Annotated in this window: 12 protein-coding genes, 1 tRNA gene and 5 pseudogenes; 5 read left to right on the top strand and 13 right to left on the bottom strand. The window is 60.8% G+C overall.

Annotated elements, in window-relative coordinates; all coding sequences use genetic code 11:
* Positions 1-70: 70 nt before the first annotated feature.
* On the bottom strand, positions 71-1,258 hold the full coding sequence (locus WDB91_RS16890) for an NAD(P)/FAD-dependent oxidoreductase (RefSeq protein ID WP_339114772.1): 1,188 nt from the start codon (positions 1,256-1,258) through the stop codon (positions 71-73).
* A 103-nt stretch (positions 1,259-1,361) separates the two neighbouring features.
* Here WDB91_RS16890 and WDB91_RS16885 point away from each other — a divergent pair.
* Both WDB91_RS16885 and WDB91_RS16880 read left to right on the top strand, forming a co-directional pair.
* A tRNA-Gln gene (locus tag WDB91_RS16885) sits at positions 1,362-1,436 on the top strand.
* 299 nt (positions 1,437-1,735) lie between these two features.
* Positions 1,736-2,959 (top strand): annotated as a pseudogene (locus WDB91_RS16880) (IS3 family transposase).
* Positions 2,960-2,994: 35 nt separating this feature from the next.
* On the opposite strand, the pseudogene WDB91_RS16875 reads toward WDB91_RS16880, so the two are convergent.
* The 5 genes and pseudogenes from WDB91_RS16875 to WDB91_RS16855 all read right to left on the bottom strand — a co-directional run.
* A pseudogene (locus WDB91_RS16875) lies at positions 2,995-3,687 on the bottom strand (transposase); the annotation flags it as partial.
* Positions 3,688-4,142: 455 nt separating this feature from the next.
* Positions 4,143-5,144, bottom strand: a pseudogene (locus WDB91_RS16870) (IS3 family transposase).
* A 99-nt stretch (positions 5,145-5,243) separates the two neighbouring features.
* Positions 5,244-5,333, bottom strand: a pseudogene (locus WDB91_RS16865) (IS6 family transposase); the annotation flags it as partial.
* A gap of 58 nt (positions 5,334-5,391) precedes the next feature.
* A pseudogene (locus WDB91_RS16860) lies at positions 5,392-5,551 on the bottom strand (IS110 family transposase); the annotation flags it as partial.
* Between the two features lie 134 nt (positions 5,552-5,685).
* Complete coding sequence (locus WDB91_RS16855; protein ID WP_339114771.1) at positions 5,686-6,252, bottom strand: flavin reductase family protein; 567 nt, start codon at positions 6,250-6,252, stop codon at positions 5,686-5,688.
* A 292-nt stretch (positions 6,253-6,544) separates the two neighbouring features.
* Here WDB91_RS16855 and WDB91_RS16850 point away from each other — a divergent pair, with 292 nt between their 5' ends.
* From WDB91_RS16850 to WDB91_RS16840, 3 genes are read left to right on the top strand one after another with little or no spacing between them, the layout of a single operon-like run.
* Positions 6,545-7,600, top strand: a complete 1,056-nt coding sequence (locus tag WDB91_RS16850) for a leucyl aminopeptidase (protein WP_339114770.1) — start codon at positions 6,545-6,547, stop codon at positions 7,598-7,600.
* 10 nt (positions 7,601-7,610) lie between these two features.
* Positions 7,611-8,270, top strand: a complete 660-nt coding sequence (locus WDB91_RS16845) for an isochorismatase family protein (protein WP_339114769.1) — start codon at positions 7,611-7,613, stop codon at positions 8,268-8,270.
* A complete protein-coding gene (locus tag WDB91_RS16840; protein WP_339114768.1) occupies positions 8,218-9,084 on the top strand; it encodes a hypothetical protein in 867 nt (288 codons plus the stop codon). The genes WDB91_RS16845 and WDB91_RS16840 overlap by 53 nt, the downstream gene beginning before the upstream one ends.
* 2 nt (positions 9,085-9,086) lie before the next feature.
* Here WDB91_RS16840 and WDB91_RS16835 read toward each other — a convergent pair whose 3' ends face one another.
* The 7 genes from WDB91_RS16835 to WDB91_RS16805 are packed head-to-tail and all read right to left on the bottom strand — an operon-like array spanning position 9,087 to position 16,063.
* Entirely contained in the window at positions 9,087-9,542 is a 456-nt protein-coding gene (locus WDB91_RS16835) for a hypothetical protein (RefSeq protein WP_339114767.1), read from the bottom strand.
* Positions 9,529-9,942, bottom strand: a complete 414-nt coding sequence (locus WDB91_RS16830; RefSeq protein ID WP_339114766.1) for a nuclear transport factor 2 family protein — start codon at positions 9,940-9,942, stop codon at positions 9,529-9,531. Before WDB91_RS16830 ends, WDB91_RS16835 begins: the two co-directional genes overlap by 14 nt.
* On the bottom strand, positions 9,942-11,417 hold the full coding sequence (locus WDB91_RS16825) for a 4-hydroxyphenylacetate 3-hydroxylase N-terminal domain-containing protein (protein ID WP_339114765.1): 1,476 nt from the start codon (positions 11,415-11,417) through the stop codon (positions 9,942-9,944). Before WDB91_RS16825 ends, WDB91_RS16830 begins: the two co-directional genes overlap by 1 nt.
* 30 nt (positions 11,418-11,447) lie before the next feature.
* Entirely contained in the window at positions 11,448-12,383 is a 936-nt protein-coding gene (locus WDB91_RS16820) for an ABC transporter permease (RefSeq protein WP_339114764.1), read from the bottom strand.
* 1 nt (position 12,384) lies between these two features.
* The gene (locus WDB91_RS16815; RefSeq protein ID WP_339114763.1) at positions 12,385-13,461 is read right to left on the bottom strand and encodes an ABC transporter permease; all 1,077 of its coding nucleotides are present in this window, start codon (positions 13,459-13,461) and stop codon (positions 12,385-12,387) included.
* Entirely contained in the window at positions 13,458-15,029 is a 1,572-nt protein-coding gene (locus WDB91_RS16810; protein ID WP_339114762.1) for an ABC transporter ATP-binding protein, read from the bottom strand. The genes WDB91_RS16815 and WDB91_RS16810 overlap by 4 nt, the downstream gene beginning before the upstream one ends.
* Positions 15,029-16,063, bottom strand: coding sequence for a BMP family protein (locus WDB91_RS16805; protein ID WP_339114761.1), 1,035 nt, complete (start codon positions 16,061-16,063; stop codon positions 15,029-15,031). The genes WDB91_RS16810 and WDB91_RS16805 overlap by 1 nt, the downstream gene beginning before the upstream one ends.
* Positions 16,064-16,132 lie beyond the last annotated feature (69 nt).

Here is a 16,132-nt window from a genome sequence, read left to right as displayed (position 1 = left end):
CCCGCAGGTCTGTCCGGGGACGGATCCGGAAAGCCGCCGTCGCGGGCGGCCTTCCTACGCATGGAACGGGTCAGGCGCGGCCTGCGGCAAAGCCCGAGGCCCAGGCCCATTGGAAGTTATAGCCGCCGAGCCAGCCCGTTACATCGACGACCTCGCCGATGAAGAAGAGGCCGGGCTGGGATTTTGCCTCGAGGGTCTTGGCATCGAGCTCCTTGGTGGAGACGCCGCCCAGCGTGACCTCGGCGGTGCGGTAGCCCTCGGAGCCCACCGGCTTGATCTGCCATTTATGGACATAGGTGGCGAGGTGGTCGAGCTTGGCGTTGTTCTGGTCGGCCAGACGGCCCGTGAGGCCCGACTCGGCCACCGCCAGCGCGGCGATCTTATCGGGGAGCCATCGGGCCAGCGCGTTATGCAGCGCCATGCGCCCTTTTTCCTGCCGTTGCTCCGCCAGAAGGATGGCGATGTCCTGACCGGGCAGTAGGTCGAGGGTAAGCGGGTCGCCGTCGCGCCAGTAGCTTGAGATCTGCAGGATGGCGGGGCCCGAGAGGCCGCGATGGGTGAAGAGAAGATCTTCCTCGAAACGGGTTTTGTTGTGCTGGATGGAGACGGGGGTTGCGGTCCCTGCGAGCGGTTTGGTTTTCACCAGTTCCTGTTCTGCAAAGGTGAGGGGCACCAGGGCAGGGCGGGTGTCGGTGAGCGACAGGCCGAACTGTTCGGCGATCTTGTAGCCGAAACCGGTGGCGCCCATTTTGGGGATCGATTTGCCGCCGGTCGCGATGACGAGTTTGGGGGTGGTGAGGGGGCCTTGCGAGGTGGCGAGGTGGAAGTCTGTGCCCTCGCGGGTGACGGCATCGACGGTCGTCTCGAGCATGAGGGTCCCACCAGCCTCGCGCAGGTCGCGACATAGCATATCGACGATCTGCGAGGCTTTTCCGTCGCAGAAGAGCTGTCCCTTGTGTTTCTCGTGCCATGCGATGCCCGCGCGGTCGAGGCGATTGATAAAGTCCTGCGGGCTGTAGCGCGAAAGTGCAGAGAGCGCAAAGCGCGGGTTTTGCGAGAGGAATCGGTCGCGGGCTGTCAGGTGATCGAGCTCGCGATTCGTGAAGTTGCACCGGCCTCCGCCGGAGATCCGTATTTTTTCGCCAGGTCGTGCAGTGTGATCGATCAGACAGACCGACCTTCCGCTGCGTCCGGTTTCGATTGCGGCCATCAGGCCTGCGGCGCCAGCGCCAATGATTATTGCGTCAAATCTCATCATGGGATGTTCCCTGCACGAAAGTTCGGGCGGCGACAAATCTTTTTTGATTTTTCCCCTTGCGCCTGCCCGACGCCTTAGCTAAATACCCGCCCACAGACAGAGTTGGGGCGTAGCCAAGTGGTAAGGCACCGGTTTTTGGTACCGCGCACCGTAGGTTCGAATCCTACCGCCCCAGCCATGTCTGTAAAAATGTGACTTTCGCCGAAGATTGGAGCCTATTCGGTTCTACTTGGCATCTTGTCCGGGCAAGACTGGCATCTGCTGACATTCTAACGGCTTCGCCGTACGCAATTCCTCTGAACTGACAGACATTTGCGCCCGCATGATGTCGTCCCTAAACTGAGGTCTGACGAACATGGAGGGCATAGGTATGGCCAACTGGTATTCGGCCGACCTGCACTTCGGCCACTGGTCTTGCCGCACTGAAGTGGTCCATCTTTTGGGATAGTTTATCCCGTATGATGGAGGACTACTTAGATGGCAGGCAAACGCGAGAAGCCGGAAGATATTGTAATGAAGCTGCGTCAGGTTGAGGTCTGTGCCAAGGTCAAGGCGCGAAACTGGCAGATGCGGTTCGCCAGATTGGCGGTGAGGCATGTGCCCGCCACTGGTTCGAGGGCCATGCCGAACCAACAAACCTACTACCGCTGGCGGCGTGAGTTTGGCGGGATGGACCGCGATCAGCTCAAGCGACTGAAGGAACTCGAGAAAGAGAATACGCGGCTCAGGCGCGCCGTGTCGGAGCTGACACTCAACAAGCTGATCCTGACGGAAGCCGCAAAGATGAGGGGCGTGTAGCAAACCCTCCAGTGGAGGGTTTGTAGCCCCGAACGCGAAGGCCTTCTAAGCCCTTCGGCCGCCGCCGCCAATGCATTGACCACGTTCGGCAGGAACTGGGTGTTTCCGAACGCCGCGCCTGCCGGGCGCTTGGGCAGCACCGGTCGACCCAACGCAAGATCCCGCTCGGTCGTCAGGACGAAGCCCTGCTGACCGCTGACATCACCGAACCGGCACGGCGATACGGACGGTATGGCTATCGCCAGATCACTGGCTTTCTGCACCAGGCGGGATGGTGTGTGAACCACAAGCGGGTCGAGCGGATTTGGCGGCGCGAGGGGCTTAAAGTGCCGCAAAAGCAGAAGAAACGTGGACGGCTTTGGCTGGCGGATGGCTCTTGCGTCCGGCTGCGGGCGGAGCGTCCGAACCATGTCTGGTCCTATGATTTCGTCCAAGACAAGACCGCGGACGGGCGAGCCTACCGCATACTCAACATTGTCGATGAATTCACCTAGGGACGGTGCTTGTGATACGTGCCAAAAGCAAGCTCAACTCGGTCGACGTCATCGACGCGCTGACCGATCTGTTCATCCTTCGCGGTCCGCCCGAGTTCACACGGTCCGATAACGGCCCCGAATTCATCGCGACCAAGCTGCGCAACTGGATCGACGCGGTCGGGACTAAAACGGCCTATATCGAACCGGGGTCACCCTGGGAGAACGGCTACGTGGAGAGCTTCAATGCCAGGCTTCGTGACGAATTACTGGATGGGGAGGTGTTTTATTCGGCTCAAGAGAAGCCCAGATCCTGATCGAACGCTGGCGCCAGCATTACAACACGCTGCGCCCGCATAGCTCTTTGGGATATCGCCCACCAGCACCAGAAAGCATCGTGCCAGTAGACCAAAGGCCCACGATGCACTAACTTTCAAACCGGACCACTCAAGTGGGGCAGACCAAGGTGTCGATCAGGCAATTGTCGGAATAGCTGAAGAATGTCGGTCCCTTACGGGCCGCAGTCCATTGGCTGGCCGGGTCGGAATGGGACGTGAACTTTGGCTGAACCTCGCTGGCGGCACCAAATTCGGCCTCATCCAAGGTGTCCAGATACTCGCGAACGGCTCTTGGCGCGTCGGCGGGATCAATCGCCCGGGCGTCCCACTCCTCCTTCGGCGTCGAGTTCTGTTTGTTGGCATCGGCCTCGATGAGGCTCGCATCCACCGCCATGCGCTGTCCGCTAACCAGGCCCTCTTCGATACAGCGGGCCACCGTGGTCTCGAACAGGTGTCGCAGCAATTCGCTGTCGCGGAACCGTCCATGCCGGTTCTTGGAAAACGTCGAGTGATCCGGGACGCGGTCGCTGAGGTCCAAGCGGCAAAACCACCGATATGCCAGGTTCAGATGCACCTCTTCGCAGAGCCGCCGTTCTGAACGGATGCCGAAGCAATAGCCCACCAGCAGCATGCGGATGAGGAGTTCAGGGTCGACAGATGGCCGCCCGGTGTGGCTGTAGAAATCAGCGAGGTAGGCACGGATACCGGAGAGGTCCACGAACCGGTCAATGGAGCGCAGCAGATGGTTCTGCGGGACATGATCCTCAAGCGAGAACTCGTAGAATAGCGCTGCTTGCGCCTCCTGCCGCGGTCCCTTCATCGCCGATCCTCCCACCCGTTGCGGGAATTGAAGCAGCCGACGGTCCTACAATCAAGCGCAAGTTTTTCAACAAAATACGCCCTTCCTGTCGTCGGCAGGTTTCGTCGCGAGCCTTTAGCGGCGACACGAACACACCGATGCTGGGTATGAACGCCTTCAACTAGAGTACCTACTACGTGAACCATAAGCATGTCCGGGGAAGATCATGCCCGCATTACCGATCACCACTGTTTTGGGTGAGCGAGAGCCTGCCTATAGTTATCTTTCGCGTCTGGCCGATCGGAACGCCGTTGATCCGCACGCTTTATGCCGCGACCTTGGCATGGATTTGAAGGCCATTCATCATGGGTCCCACGAAGCAATCCTGAGCTTGGCGGATGTGGGCGGCATTGACCCCGCCTCGTTACTTGCATGGACACCTTGGTCTGCCCCACTTGAGTGGTCCGGTTTGAAAGTTAGTGCATCGTGGGCCTTTGGTCTACTGGCACGATGCTTTCTGGTGCTGGTGGGCGATATCCCAAAGAGCTATGCGGGCGCAGCGTGTTGTAATGCTGGCGCCAGCGTTCGATCAGGATCTGGGCTTCTTTAAGCGAATAAAACACCTCCCCATCAAGCAATTCGTCGCGAAGCCTAGCATTGAAGCTCTCCACATACCCATTCTCCCAGGGCGATCCTGGCTCGATATAGGCCGTTTTAGCCCCCACCGCCTCGATCCAGTTGCGCAGCTTGGTGGCAATGAATTCAGGGCCATTATCGGACCGAATGAACTCGGACGCTCCGCCCGCAGCCGGACGCAAGAGCCATCCGCCAGCCAAAGCCGTCCACGTTTCTTCTGCTTTTGCGGCACTTTAAGCCCCTCGCGCCGCCAAATCCGCTCGACCCGCTTGTGGTTCACACACCATCCCGCCTGGTGCAGAAAGCCAGTGATCTGGCGATAGCCATACCGTCCGTATCGCCGTGCCGGTTCGGTGATGTCAGCGGTCAGCAGGGCTTCGTCCTGACGACCGAGCGGGGGCGTGCGTTGGGTCGACCGGTGCTGCCCAAGCGCCCGGCAGGCGCGGCGTTCGGAAACACCCAGTTCCTGCCGAACGTGGTCAATGCATTGGCGGCGGCGCGAAGGGCTTAGAAGGCCTTCGCGTTCGGGGCTACAAACCCTCCACTGGAGGGTTTGCTACACGCCCCTCATCTTTGCGGCTTCCGTCAGGATCAGCTTGTCGAGTGTCAGATCCGACACGGCGCGCCTGAGCCGCGTATTCTCTTTCTCGAGTTCCTTCAGTCGCTTGAGCTGATCGTGGTTCATCCCGCCATTCTCACGTCGCCAACGGTAATATGTCCGGTTCGGGTCACACCAATCTGACGCACCGCATCCGCCAGCTTCGCGCCTTGGCCCTGGCACAGGCCTCAACCTGACGCAGCTTCATGACAATAACTTCCGGCTTCTCGCATAGGCTTGCCATCTAAGTCGTCCTCCATAATACGGGATAAACTATCCCAAAAGATGGACCACTTCAGCGGGGCAAGACCAATGTCACGTTCGAACATCATCTTCTCGGCCTTAGATTGAACAAAACGTAGAGCCAGACCGCGTGGGCAATGATCGAAGGCGGGAACCGGTGCCGCTTGTAGCTGATGGAAGCTGTCTGCATCGCCGTGACCTCCGTAGCAAACAGCGAGGAGGCAATCGCGACCCGATTAACGTGATAACGCCTGCATCGCCACCAAACAGGGTGACAAGTTGCCAAAAAGTAAGCACCTGCATCTTTTTGAGTTTCTTGCGCACGATTGCGCGACCCTTGCAGTAGGAGCCGTGGACCTGAAACACATTCTTCGCCGGATCCAGTCCTAATGTAATAATTTCTGACATGACCGCTCCCTTTGTGGATTGTTGCAGACGCAGCTTGGCACAGAGATGGCCTAGGCGGCGATTGCATCATCAAGGCCCATTGACATGCCAGTCGAGGCTTTCGCGGCGTAGCGGCGACTGCGCCGCGAAAGAGATTATTCTGCGGGTTCCTGTACGAGGGCTTGGTAGCTGCCATTGCTATAAAGCAGTGCGGGATCTTCCGAAGATGCACTGATACCTGCGACCCTGCCGATCAGGATGGCATGGGTCGGGGAGGGAAGTTCTTCGGCCAAGATGCAATCGAAAACCGTCAGGGCGTTTTTTGCTACCGGTGCGCCGCTTTCCAAAAGCTCCCAGTCTTCATCGCTGAAACGGGCATCGCCTCGCAAAGCCGAACGGCCCGCAAAGAGATTGGCCAGTTCTGTCTGCTTTGCAGACAGGAAATTCAGCGCGAAATGGCCAGATTTACGGATCGTCTCAAGCGCTGCAGAGTCGCGGTGGATGCAGATCAGGACAGAAGGTGGGCTATCCGACAAAGAACAGGCGGCCGTAATCGTCACGCCCGCCCGTTCGCCCCGTGCGCCAGCGGTCACAATGGCAACCGTCGAGACGGGCCTTCGCATGGCCGCGCGGAATTGGGCTTGATCGGGAAGGAAGCGCGGTGGCGTGGCTGTGCCCAGCGGTTCTGTCGTTTCGGTGCGCAACTGGGAAGTGGTCGACATTTCAGCGGGCCTCTTAAGATGTGGCATGGTTTGAAGCCACCCTTGAGCGCGGCTATCGTCATAACAAATTTCAATTTTGGTTGATTCATTGGTTGCGCATCCTTTGACCTATAGGATGCTTTTTATCTTAAAAATGAGTCTTTTTGCCTATTTTAAATGCAGGATTCCCTGCTTGACCGGAGTATCTTTGCCCAATTCACATTCAACCAAAATATGGTTGATTTCGTGGTTTGACATGGCGGGGGCAGGCTCTCAATCATGGCGCAAGCTTGATAGATGCAGGACCTGAAGTATGCCAACCCAACTTGAAATGGTGAAGCTGTTTACCGCGCAGCTGGAGCTGTGCAAGGTGACGCCCGAAGAAACCGTCATCGTTCTTTCCGAGGCCGATATCCGCGCCGATTACGCGACGGCCTTCCTGCTGGCCGCGAAAGAACTGGGCGCGAGCGCGTTTCAGATCAACGTCGCGGGCCGTGATTACCGCGAGATGCGGCTAACGGTGGGGCGCACGGCGATCGCCGGAAACCGCCCCGTGATCGAGGCGCTCAAACAGGCTGATCTGGTGATCGATCTGATGGGGATGCTGTTCAGCCATGAGCAGAACGAGATCTGCGCCTCGGGCACGCGAATGCTGTTCGTACATGAGCCTTTCGATGTGCTGGTCAACAACTTCCCGTCCCCCGCGCTGCGCGCCCGTGTGGAATATGGCGAAAAACTACTGGGGCAGGCCCGCCAGATGCATATCACCTCGGAGTACGGCACCGATGTCACCTATGATCTGGGCCAGTATCGGGTGATGACGCAATATGGCTATACCGACACGCCCGGCCGCTGGGACCATATGGGCACGGGGCAGGTGCTGAGCCAGGGGATCGATGGTCGCGTTAATGGCCGAGTTGTCATCATGCCCGGCGATGTGATCGTGGCCTTCAAGAACCGCCATGTCGAGCGCGAGATCGAGTTGACCATCAAGGATGGCTATGTCACGAAGATTGATGGCGAGGGCATGGACGCCGCCCTGATGTCGGATTTCATGGACAGTTTCGACGACCCGCGCGCCTATGCGATCAGCCATATCGGCTGGGGGCTGCTGGGGTCTGCCAAATGGTATAACAACCTGATTTCCGCGACCCGCACGACCGAGATCGGGGTCAATTCGCTCAGTTACTATGGCAATGTGCTGTTCTCGCTTGGCCCCAATACCGAGCTTGGCGGCAATAATGATACCGCCTGCCATCTGGATATCCCGCTGCGCCGTGCCACGCTGAAGCTCGATGGTCAGACCATCGTCGACAATGGCCGCATGGCCGTGGCCGAGATGAAATATTCCCCCGTGACCCAGCATTAAAAGAGTACCTATGGAACTGTCCAACAAGACCGCGCGCGAGATGTTTTACGAGCTGCGCGACGACCCGAACCGCCTGATCTATGATTTCGGCAACAAGCCGATGCTGATCAATGTCGATCTGCAATGCGCCTACACGCAGCCGGATAGCTATATCACCGCCTATGAGACCGACCCCGCGCAATGCGATTACGTCAACCGACTGGCGGGCCGGATGCGCGGGCTGAACCTGCCGGTGATCTGGACCTATGTGGGCTTTTACGAGGATGGCGCCGATTGCGGCATCTTCGGTACGCGCGATGATAATCCCAACAGTCTGCAGAATATCAAGCTCGGCTCGCCACGCGCGGCGCTTGACCCGCGGCTGGATGTGCAAAAGGGCGATATCGTCCTGAACAAGAAGATGCCTTCGGCCTTTTTCGAGACCCATCTGCAGTCGCTCGCCACCTTCCACGGCATCGATAGTGTGATCGTCACTGGCGGCTCGACCTCGGGCTGTGTGCGGGCCACGGTGGTCGATGCGCTCTCGCGCAGTTTCCGCGTGGTGGTGCCCGAAGAATGCGTGGCCGATCTGCATGAAAGTCCCCATTTCGCCAATCTCTACGATATGATGAAGAAATATGCTCGTATCTGTTCCTTCGACGAAACCGATCGCTGGCTCGCTTCGCTTTGAGCCCGCACTGGGGGTGGCCGCGTCCGATGCGCGGCTTCCCCATCTGCATCTTGGCCATGCGCCACTGCCCCAGCCCCTCCGCGGCTCGGTGATGCTTTTAGGTAATTTCGACGGGTTGCATCTGGGCCATCAGGCACTGCTGCACCGCGCCAAGACCTGCGCGGCCCGAGAGGGCCGGAGCCTCTCGATTATGGCCTGCGAGCCGCATCCCAAACAGCTTTTCGCTCCCGATCTGGCGCCGTTCCGGCTCTCTTGCGGCATGGCGCGCTACGGGCGGCTGGCCGAGGAGGGGCTCCACACGGTCTGGACCCCGCGGTTTGACCGCGCCTTTGCGGGCCTTTCCGCGCAGGCGTTTGTCGAGCGTTTTCTGGTGGCGGAATTCGCCGTCTCGCGCGTGGTTGTCGGGCAGGATTTCCGCTTTGGTGCGGGGCGGCAGGGCGATGTCGACTTGTTAGAGCGTTCGGGGCGGCATTGGGGCTACCTGCTTGATGTGGTCGAGGATGTGAGCGAAGGTGGGGTGCGGGTGTCCTCGTCTCTGGTGCGCCAATTGATTGCGGCGGGGCAGGTGCCGCAGGCGGTGGCTTTGCTGGGCCAGCCTTGGGTCGTGCCGGTGGCTTGTGTGGGGGCGGGGCGATATCAGGCCAATCCCGCGCAGCTTCTGCCGCCTGCGGGCATCTATAGTGTTCAGGCAAAAAGCCGACGCGCCGCCGGTTTGGGGCAGGTGACCGTCGAGATAACGAAAGACCGCCGGATCACGGGATATCTGCCGCCGCAGACGGCGGCGATCAGCTGGGGGGCGTCTGCCCGCTTGTGAGGTTACTGCGCACCACAGCCCTGTGATGTGCAGGTCAGTATCCGGGCTTGGGCCACGATCCGGTGGAACGGCAGGCCCGTGGGGCGGGCGTCGATCTGGGCGCTTGTCCCGCAGGAGAGCCCTTCAACGGCCATATCTTCCCCTGCCGCGTTCAGCCAAGACACCGTGCCGCTTTGTGGCTCGAAGCGGAAGGGCAGGGTCTCGGAGCCGCCCGCAGGGACCGGATCGGTGCGGATCATATACCAATGCGCCAGCGTGATCTGGCACAAAACCGGCGCACTTGATCGGTTTTCCACATCCACAGGCGCGGCCTTTGCGGGGGCGTCCGGTGCGGCCAGATAGTTATGGCTGCGCAACCAGTCCGGAAGATCGGGGCGTGTGGTATCATATAGCCCGCCCGCCAAGGCGGGCATCGGAAGGATAAGGGCCAAGGCCAAAACGGGGTCAAGCAGACGCATGTTCCGCACGGATCTGCGCCATGAAGGCCTCGGGCGACCAGTAATCGGTGAGCTTGCGGATCTTGCCATCCTCGAGGTGAAAGACATGTGCGCCCTCCAATGTAATCACCTGGCCATGGGCCTCGAACGGTCCGATGGGGCGGGTCATCCGTCCGGTCATGACATAGGTCACTACCACCTTTGGCCCTGCCGTGATGCGGGTCGCGGGGGCTAAACGCAGCCCCTCCAGCATGGACAGAAAGCCCGCTGTTCCTTGTTCGATAGCCGCAAGCCCCTGGCGCGATTTGCCCGAGGCTGCCTCTTCATGCACCGCATCGGGTGCATGAAGGGCGGTGGCGGCCGAGGCATCCGCGCGGTTATAGGCCGCGTAGAAAGCCTCGATCACATCGGGCGCAGACATCAGTCCATGCCCGCCAGCTTGCGCGCCAGTTTCACATGCTCGGAGCGGTCATATTCATTGAACAGACGCGCACGCAGCAGAGGCGCGGGGGTCGCGTTGACGTTTTCAAACAGCGCCACACGGCCCGCATGGGACGAGGTCGTAAGATCCCAGATGAAGTTCATCACCCGCTCTTTCTCGATTCCCGAAACCCCATGCCCAGGCAGGAGTTCGACCAGATGATGGCCGATCTCGGGGTTCTCGAAGGCCTTCTTGCCAAAGCGCATCACCAGACCCTGACCGCAAAGCTCCTGCAGCGTATGGATGATATTGGGGTAATGCTGGATCGAATACATCCGCCCCGCGGTCAGGAGCGGGATATCGGGGGCAAAGACGCCATTCTCGGTGGGCTTGGCCTGCGCTTCGGCGGCGAGCACAAAGGCGCGCAGGGTCTGGGCATATTGGATCATATCGGCCACCAGCGCCTGCACGGCCTGGAACTTGGCGGTCCCGAGGATGTCGAGCACCAGCTGAGCGCAGCCCACGAACAGCTCGGCCTTCACCGCCAGACGCGACAGGATATGCCAATGCGCCCAGTTGGTGGTCTTGCCGTAATAGGTCACCAGCTCCTGATCGCCCAGGTTGAAGATCCGGTCTTCGGGGACAAACACATTGTCGAAGATCACCAGCTGGTCGGCTTCCTCGCCCTTGTAGTTCAGCGGATGGTCATGCGGATCGGCTCCGGGATTGGACAGGCATTCGCGCGAGACCAGCTTCAGCCCCTCGGTGCCGATCGGCAGAGAGCCCCAGATGCAGGCCTCGGGGGGCGTGCCCTCATAGGCGAGGTTGGTGAAGAAGATCTCGTTGGTCTGCGCCGCGATCGAGCCCACGGATTTCGCGCCCGAGATCCGCACGCCGCCCTTTTCGACGCCGGTGACGCGCAAGAGCGAGGCGGCCTGCGCCAGAGGCTGCGAGCGGTCATTCTGCGGGCCCGTCAGGCTCTCGGCGCAGGTGATCCCGTTGAGCTGGCCATATTCCATATAGCGCTCGATATTCTCGGCAAAATCGGGATTGATCCCCTCGAAGGTCGATTTCTTGGCCTTGAAGGTTGGCAGATAGGCCCAGAGCCCCATGGCGATCGAGGGCCCGAGATCCGGCGGGCGGCCATAGGTGCCTGCGGTTTTCTTGGCGGTATATTCGATCATCATGCGGCGCTCGACGAGCTGCTCGGGGCTCATCGGCGCCTGCCACGAGCGCGAGACGATGGCGCCGAGCTTGGGCTCGTAATAGGTCGTGGCTTCGGCATATTCGGGGGTGAACTGGTCATCGAACATCTCGGCCAGAAGATCGATCCCTGCGGCCAGATGCGGCGCGTCATAGACGCTGCCCAGTTCTTTTCCCTCGACCCAGACGCGGCGTCCGTCCTTGAGGGACTCTTTATATTCGGCGCCGGTGCGAAGTTTCTTCGCCGGTTTGGCTTCGGTCATTTGGTTCATGGAAGATCTCCTTTGAAAATGGGGCGGCGCCTAGCGGGTGCCGCGACGATAGGCTTGGCCAAGCATCGCGGGCATCCGCGCATTCCGGCCAAAGAGGATGAGGACGATCATCACCGCCACGAAGGGCAGCATCTGGATGATGTCGGTGGGGATCTCGATACCGCCCACCTGCAACGCGGTGGTGGCGGAAAGGCACAGTCCGAACAGAAGACCGCCGCCCAGCACCCAAAGCGGACGCGCGCGGGCAAGCATGGCCAGAACGATGGCGATATAGCCCGCGCCGCCCGTCATATGCGGGACAAAGATGCCCGAGCCGATCACCGCCATGAACCCGCCGCCCAAGCCTGCCATCGCCCCACAGACGCACACGGCGCTGGTACGGATTGCGGTGACATTGACGCCCACGCTATCGAGCGCATCGGGGCGCTCGCCTGCGGCGGCCAGATCAAGCCCGAGATAGGTCTTGCGGTAGATGAGCGCGAAGCCCAGCGGCGCTAGCAAGGCCAGCCATGTCAGTGGATGAGCGGTGAAAACCGCACCTCCCAGCACCGGCAGATCGCTCAGTCCGGGAAGGGCAATGGTGGGGGCCGCATCAAGGCGCGGATAGGTGCGGGCGAAATAGACGTTATGCATCAAAGCGGTCAGCCCCGTGACGCCCAGTGTGATGGCGATGCCGATAATGATCTGGTTCATTCCAAGCCGAACGCAGAGCACCGCCATGATGAGCCCAATACATGCGCCGCACAGGAGAGCCGCAAACATGCCGCCCCAGATGCCCGCACCGGCAAGGGTTGCGGCAAAGCCCGCATAGGCTCCGCCCAGCATCATGCCCTCTAGCCCGATATTCAACACGCCCGCGCGTTCGGAGAATTGTTCACCCAATGCCGCCAGGATCAGCGGCACCGCCGAAATCACGGCGCCCGACAGAAGGGCGGTCAGGAAGGTCTCGGAGAAAAGTGCGCCCATGTTACTGTCCCTTGCGCTTTTGGGTAAGAAGCTCGGCCAGAGCGAGGAAGACCAGCACGAAGGCCACCAGCACCAACGTGAAATCCTGTGGCACATTCATGCGGGTCGCCGCCGAGGCGCCGCCGATTTCCAGCACCGAATAGGCGAACACAAAGAGGATCAGGGCAAACCCGTTGAACCGGGCCAGAAACACCAGCGGAACCACAGCAAAGCCATAGGCAGGGTTCCAGCTGGCTTGCATCTTACCAAGTGCACCGCTGAGCTCCACAGCCCCCGCCAGCCCGCCAAGCGCACCCGACAGGCACAGGACCGACATCGCCAGAAGGGGCCCGCCAAAGCCCGCATGAAGCGCCGCCTTGGGGTTGAGGCCAAGGATGCGGAAGCGCAGCCCCAAAGCCGTGCGGGTCATCATCAAGTGAACGCCCAGAACGACCCCCAGTGCAAGGATCAGCCCGATATCGATATCGGTGCCGCCCAGCGAGGGCAGGCGGCTGTCGACAGGGATCGTCAGGGTCTGCGGCTCGAGGGAATTCGGGTCTTTCAGCCAGAGTTTGATCAGCGCCGAGGACAGCGAGGTGGCGATCAGGCTCATCATCAGGCCCGAGATCACCTCATTGGTCCCGTAGCGCGCCCTGAGCCATGCCGGCGGTAGCGCCCAGAGGCCCCCAACCACGGCGCCCGCCAGCACCGTCAGTACAAGGGCAGGGAGCATCGGCATGTAGCCCAGCAACACCGGTCCCAATGCGCCTGCGGTCAGCGCGCCCAAAAGATATTGCCCGTCGATCCCCAGATTCCACAGCCCCGAGCGGAAACTGACGATCAGTGCCGCCCCGAGGATCAGAAGCGGGATCATATGTTCCAGCGTGGCTTGGAGCCCGCGGGCCTTCAGCAGGCCGCGCTCGACCACATAGCCATAATAGGCCAGCGGATCCGAGCCGAGCATCGCCAGCACTAGCCCCGCTGCAACCAGCGCAAGGATGACCGGCACAAGCGTCTGCCCCAGCACCATCAGAAGAGGGCTGGCACCCCACTGCTTCGGTCTGGCGGATTTCTCGGGGATATCTGTCGTGTCACTCATGCTGCCGTCTCCGGAACTCGCTGGGTCTCATCGCCGATACCCGCCATCAGGCGGCCCACAGCGGCGCGTATGCTTTCGGGATCAGCCTCGGGGCCATTGCGGATGATGCCCACCAGCCGCCCGCGCGACATCACGCCAATCCGGTCCGATAGCGCGATAATCTCCGATAGGTCGGTCGAGACCAGAACGGTGGCCAGCCCGTTCTGGGCGGTGTCGCGGATGCGGGCACGGGTGGCCTCGATATTGCGCAGGTCCAGCCCGTGGGTAGGTTTGTTATAGATGATTGCCTTGGGGGCGCCCTCGAGTTCGCGCGCCAGCAGCGCCTTCTGGATATTGCCGCCCGAGAGCTTGCCGATCGGGGTCTGGCCGGAGGGTGCGCGGATGTCGAATTCGGTCATGCGCACGCGGCCATGCGCGTCGATGGCTTTCATATCGGCGATACCGCGACGCCAGAAGGGCTGCTGCCCGATATCCTTCAGCAGGAGGTTGAACGTGATCGGCAGCGTGGGCACGGTGCCCTCGCCATTGCGGTCATCGGTGGCGTAGCGCAGCCCCGCATGGTGACGTTCGCGCACGGTTTTTGCCCGCAATGCGAAACCGTCCAGTGTTATCTCGCCCGAACGGGCCAAGTCCTGCCCCGCAATCGCACGGGCCAAGGGCGTCTGGCCATTGCCATCAACGCCCGCGATCCCGAAGATCTCGCCCGCGCGCACATCGAAGCTGACATCCTCGAATCCCTCGCCGGACAGATGCAGGACCTCCAGCATCCGGCGCTGGGTCTCGCCCGTCGCTGCAGGGCGACGCAGGGGCGGCGAGCCCTTGGCTACCGTATTGCCGAACATCAGTTGTACGATCTGTTCCATCAGTTCCGCACGGGGTTGCGTGCGGAAATCCTGTGCGCTGATGCCGCCCACACAGCGCCCGCCGCGCAGGACCGAGACCCGATCGCCATAATCGAGCGCCTCGTTCAGGTGATGGGTGATGAAGATGATCGAGACACCCTGCTCGGCCATGCGCCGCATCATCTGGCCAAGCTCGCGCACGCCTTGCGGCGAGAGCATGGCGGTGGGCTCATCCAGCACCAAGAGCCGCCCGCCGCGCCAGAGGGCGCGGATGATCTCCACCTGCTGCTGCTCGCCCAGCGACAGATCACCCACCAACGCATCAAGATCGACGGTAATGCCGAAGGCCGCCGCATCACGGGTGAAACGTTCCCTGATGGCCGCGCGGTTCGGGCGCTGCCACCACGGGCTACCCAGAAGCAGGTTCTCGGCAACGGTAAGTGTCGGAACCAGCATCCGGTGCTGATAGACGGTGCCGATCCCCAACTCGAGCGCATGACGGGGCGATCTCAGCCGGATGGGGGTGCCATCCAGCAGGATCTGCCCGGCATCAGGACGCTGCACGCCTGCCAGCATCGAGATCAGGGTGGATTTTCCCGCCCCGTTCTCGCCCAGCAGGGCATGGACCTCGCCCTTCGAAAAACCCAAACTGACACGGTCATTGGCGACCACGCCCGGAAAGCGCTTTGTTACAGCCTCGAGCGCGATGATCGGCACGCCATCCATCAGTTTGCAGCGCTGAGCGTGGAGCTCATCAGAGCTTTGGTTGCCTCTGGATCGGTTACCAGATCGACCTTCACGGAGCCGTCGATGATCTTCGCCTTCACCGCCTCGATTTGGGCCCATACATCATCGGGGATATGGGAGGTTTTCATCAGGCGCTGCGAGTTGTCTTCAAGGCGGAGCGCGTAGGAGCTCTTGCCAAAATTCCCGTCATTCGCATCCTTGATCATATCGCCGAAGATCGGGGACATGTCCCAGATGACAGACGAGAGGAGATTGCCCTTGTCGAGCGAGGTCTTGTCGCCGATCACATCGATGAACCATGTCTTGTCGGAGCCGGGGGCAGTGGTCGTCTCGACTGCCTGGATCATCCCGAAAGACGAGCCATTGCCCTGACCGAAGATGATATCGGCGCCTGAGGCGATGACGCTTTCCGTCACGCGGCGTGCACCCGCCACATCGGCATAGGCGGCAGGGCCGATGATCGCATAACGCAGCTCGATATCCTTCGAGACATAGCGCACGCCCTGCGCAAAGCCTGCCGATTGCGCGTTCCAGTTCGGGCTTTCCGACGAGACCACGATGCCGATCTTGCCGGTTTTCGTGGTCTTGGCGGCCAGAACCCCGGCAAGGAAGGCGCCTTTTTCGGCCATTAGCGTGTAATTGGCGACATAGGGCGGCTCGGACTGGATATTCGCGGCGGCGACCATCACCTTCATCTCTTTGGCGACCTCGACGGCCTCGGTGCTATAGCCTGAGGCATGCGCCACGATCAGCTGCGCACCGTCATCGGCCAGTTCGCGCAATGTGGGACGGATATTGCCGTAGCCCAGACCCTGCGCCACGATCGGCTCGATGCCTGCGGCCTCGGCGGCGGCTTGCAGGCCCTCGACGCCTTGCTGGTTCCAGCCGAAATCGGTGCCCTGTTCGGGGGTCACGATCGCGATGGTCTTGATATCTTCGGCCCAGCCGGCGAGCGGAAGAAGGCTTACGAAAGCGAAGCTGCCAGCGGTGAGAAACACTCTGCGGGGGATCATGGTGCGTGTAATTCCCTGTTGATGAGATATGTCGTTGGCATGGGCAGTTTCTGCCTTCTGTGCCGGATG

This window comes from Thioclava sp. GXIMD2076, from assembly GCF_037949795.1.
GTDB lineage: Bacteria > Pseudomonadota > Alphaproteobacteria > Rhodobacterales > Rhodobacteraceae > Thioclava > Thioclava kandeliae.
This window is presented reverse-complemented; position numbering and strand designations above follow the sequence as displayed.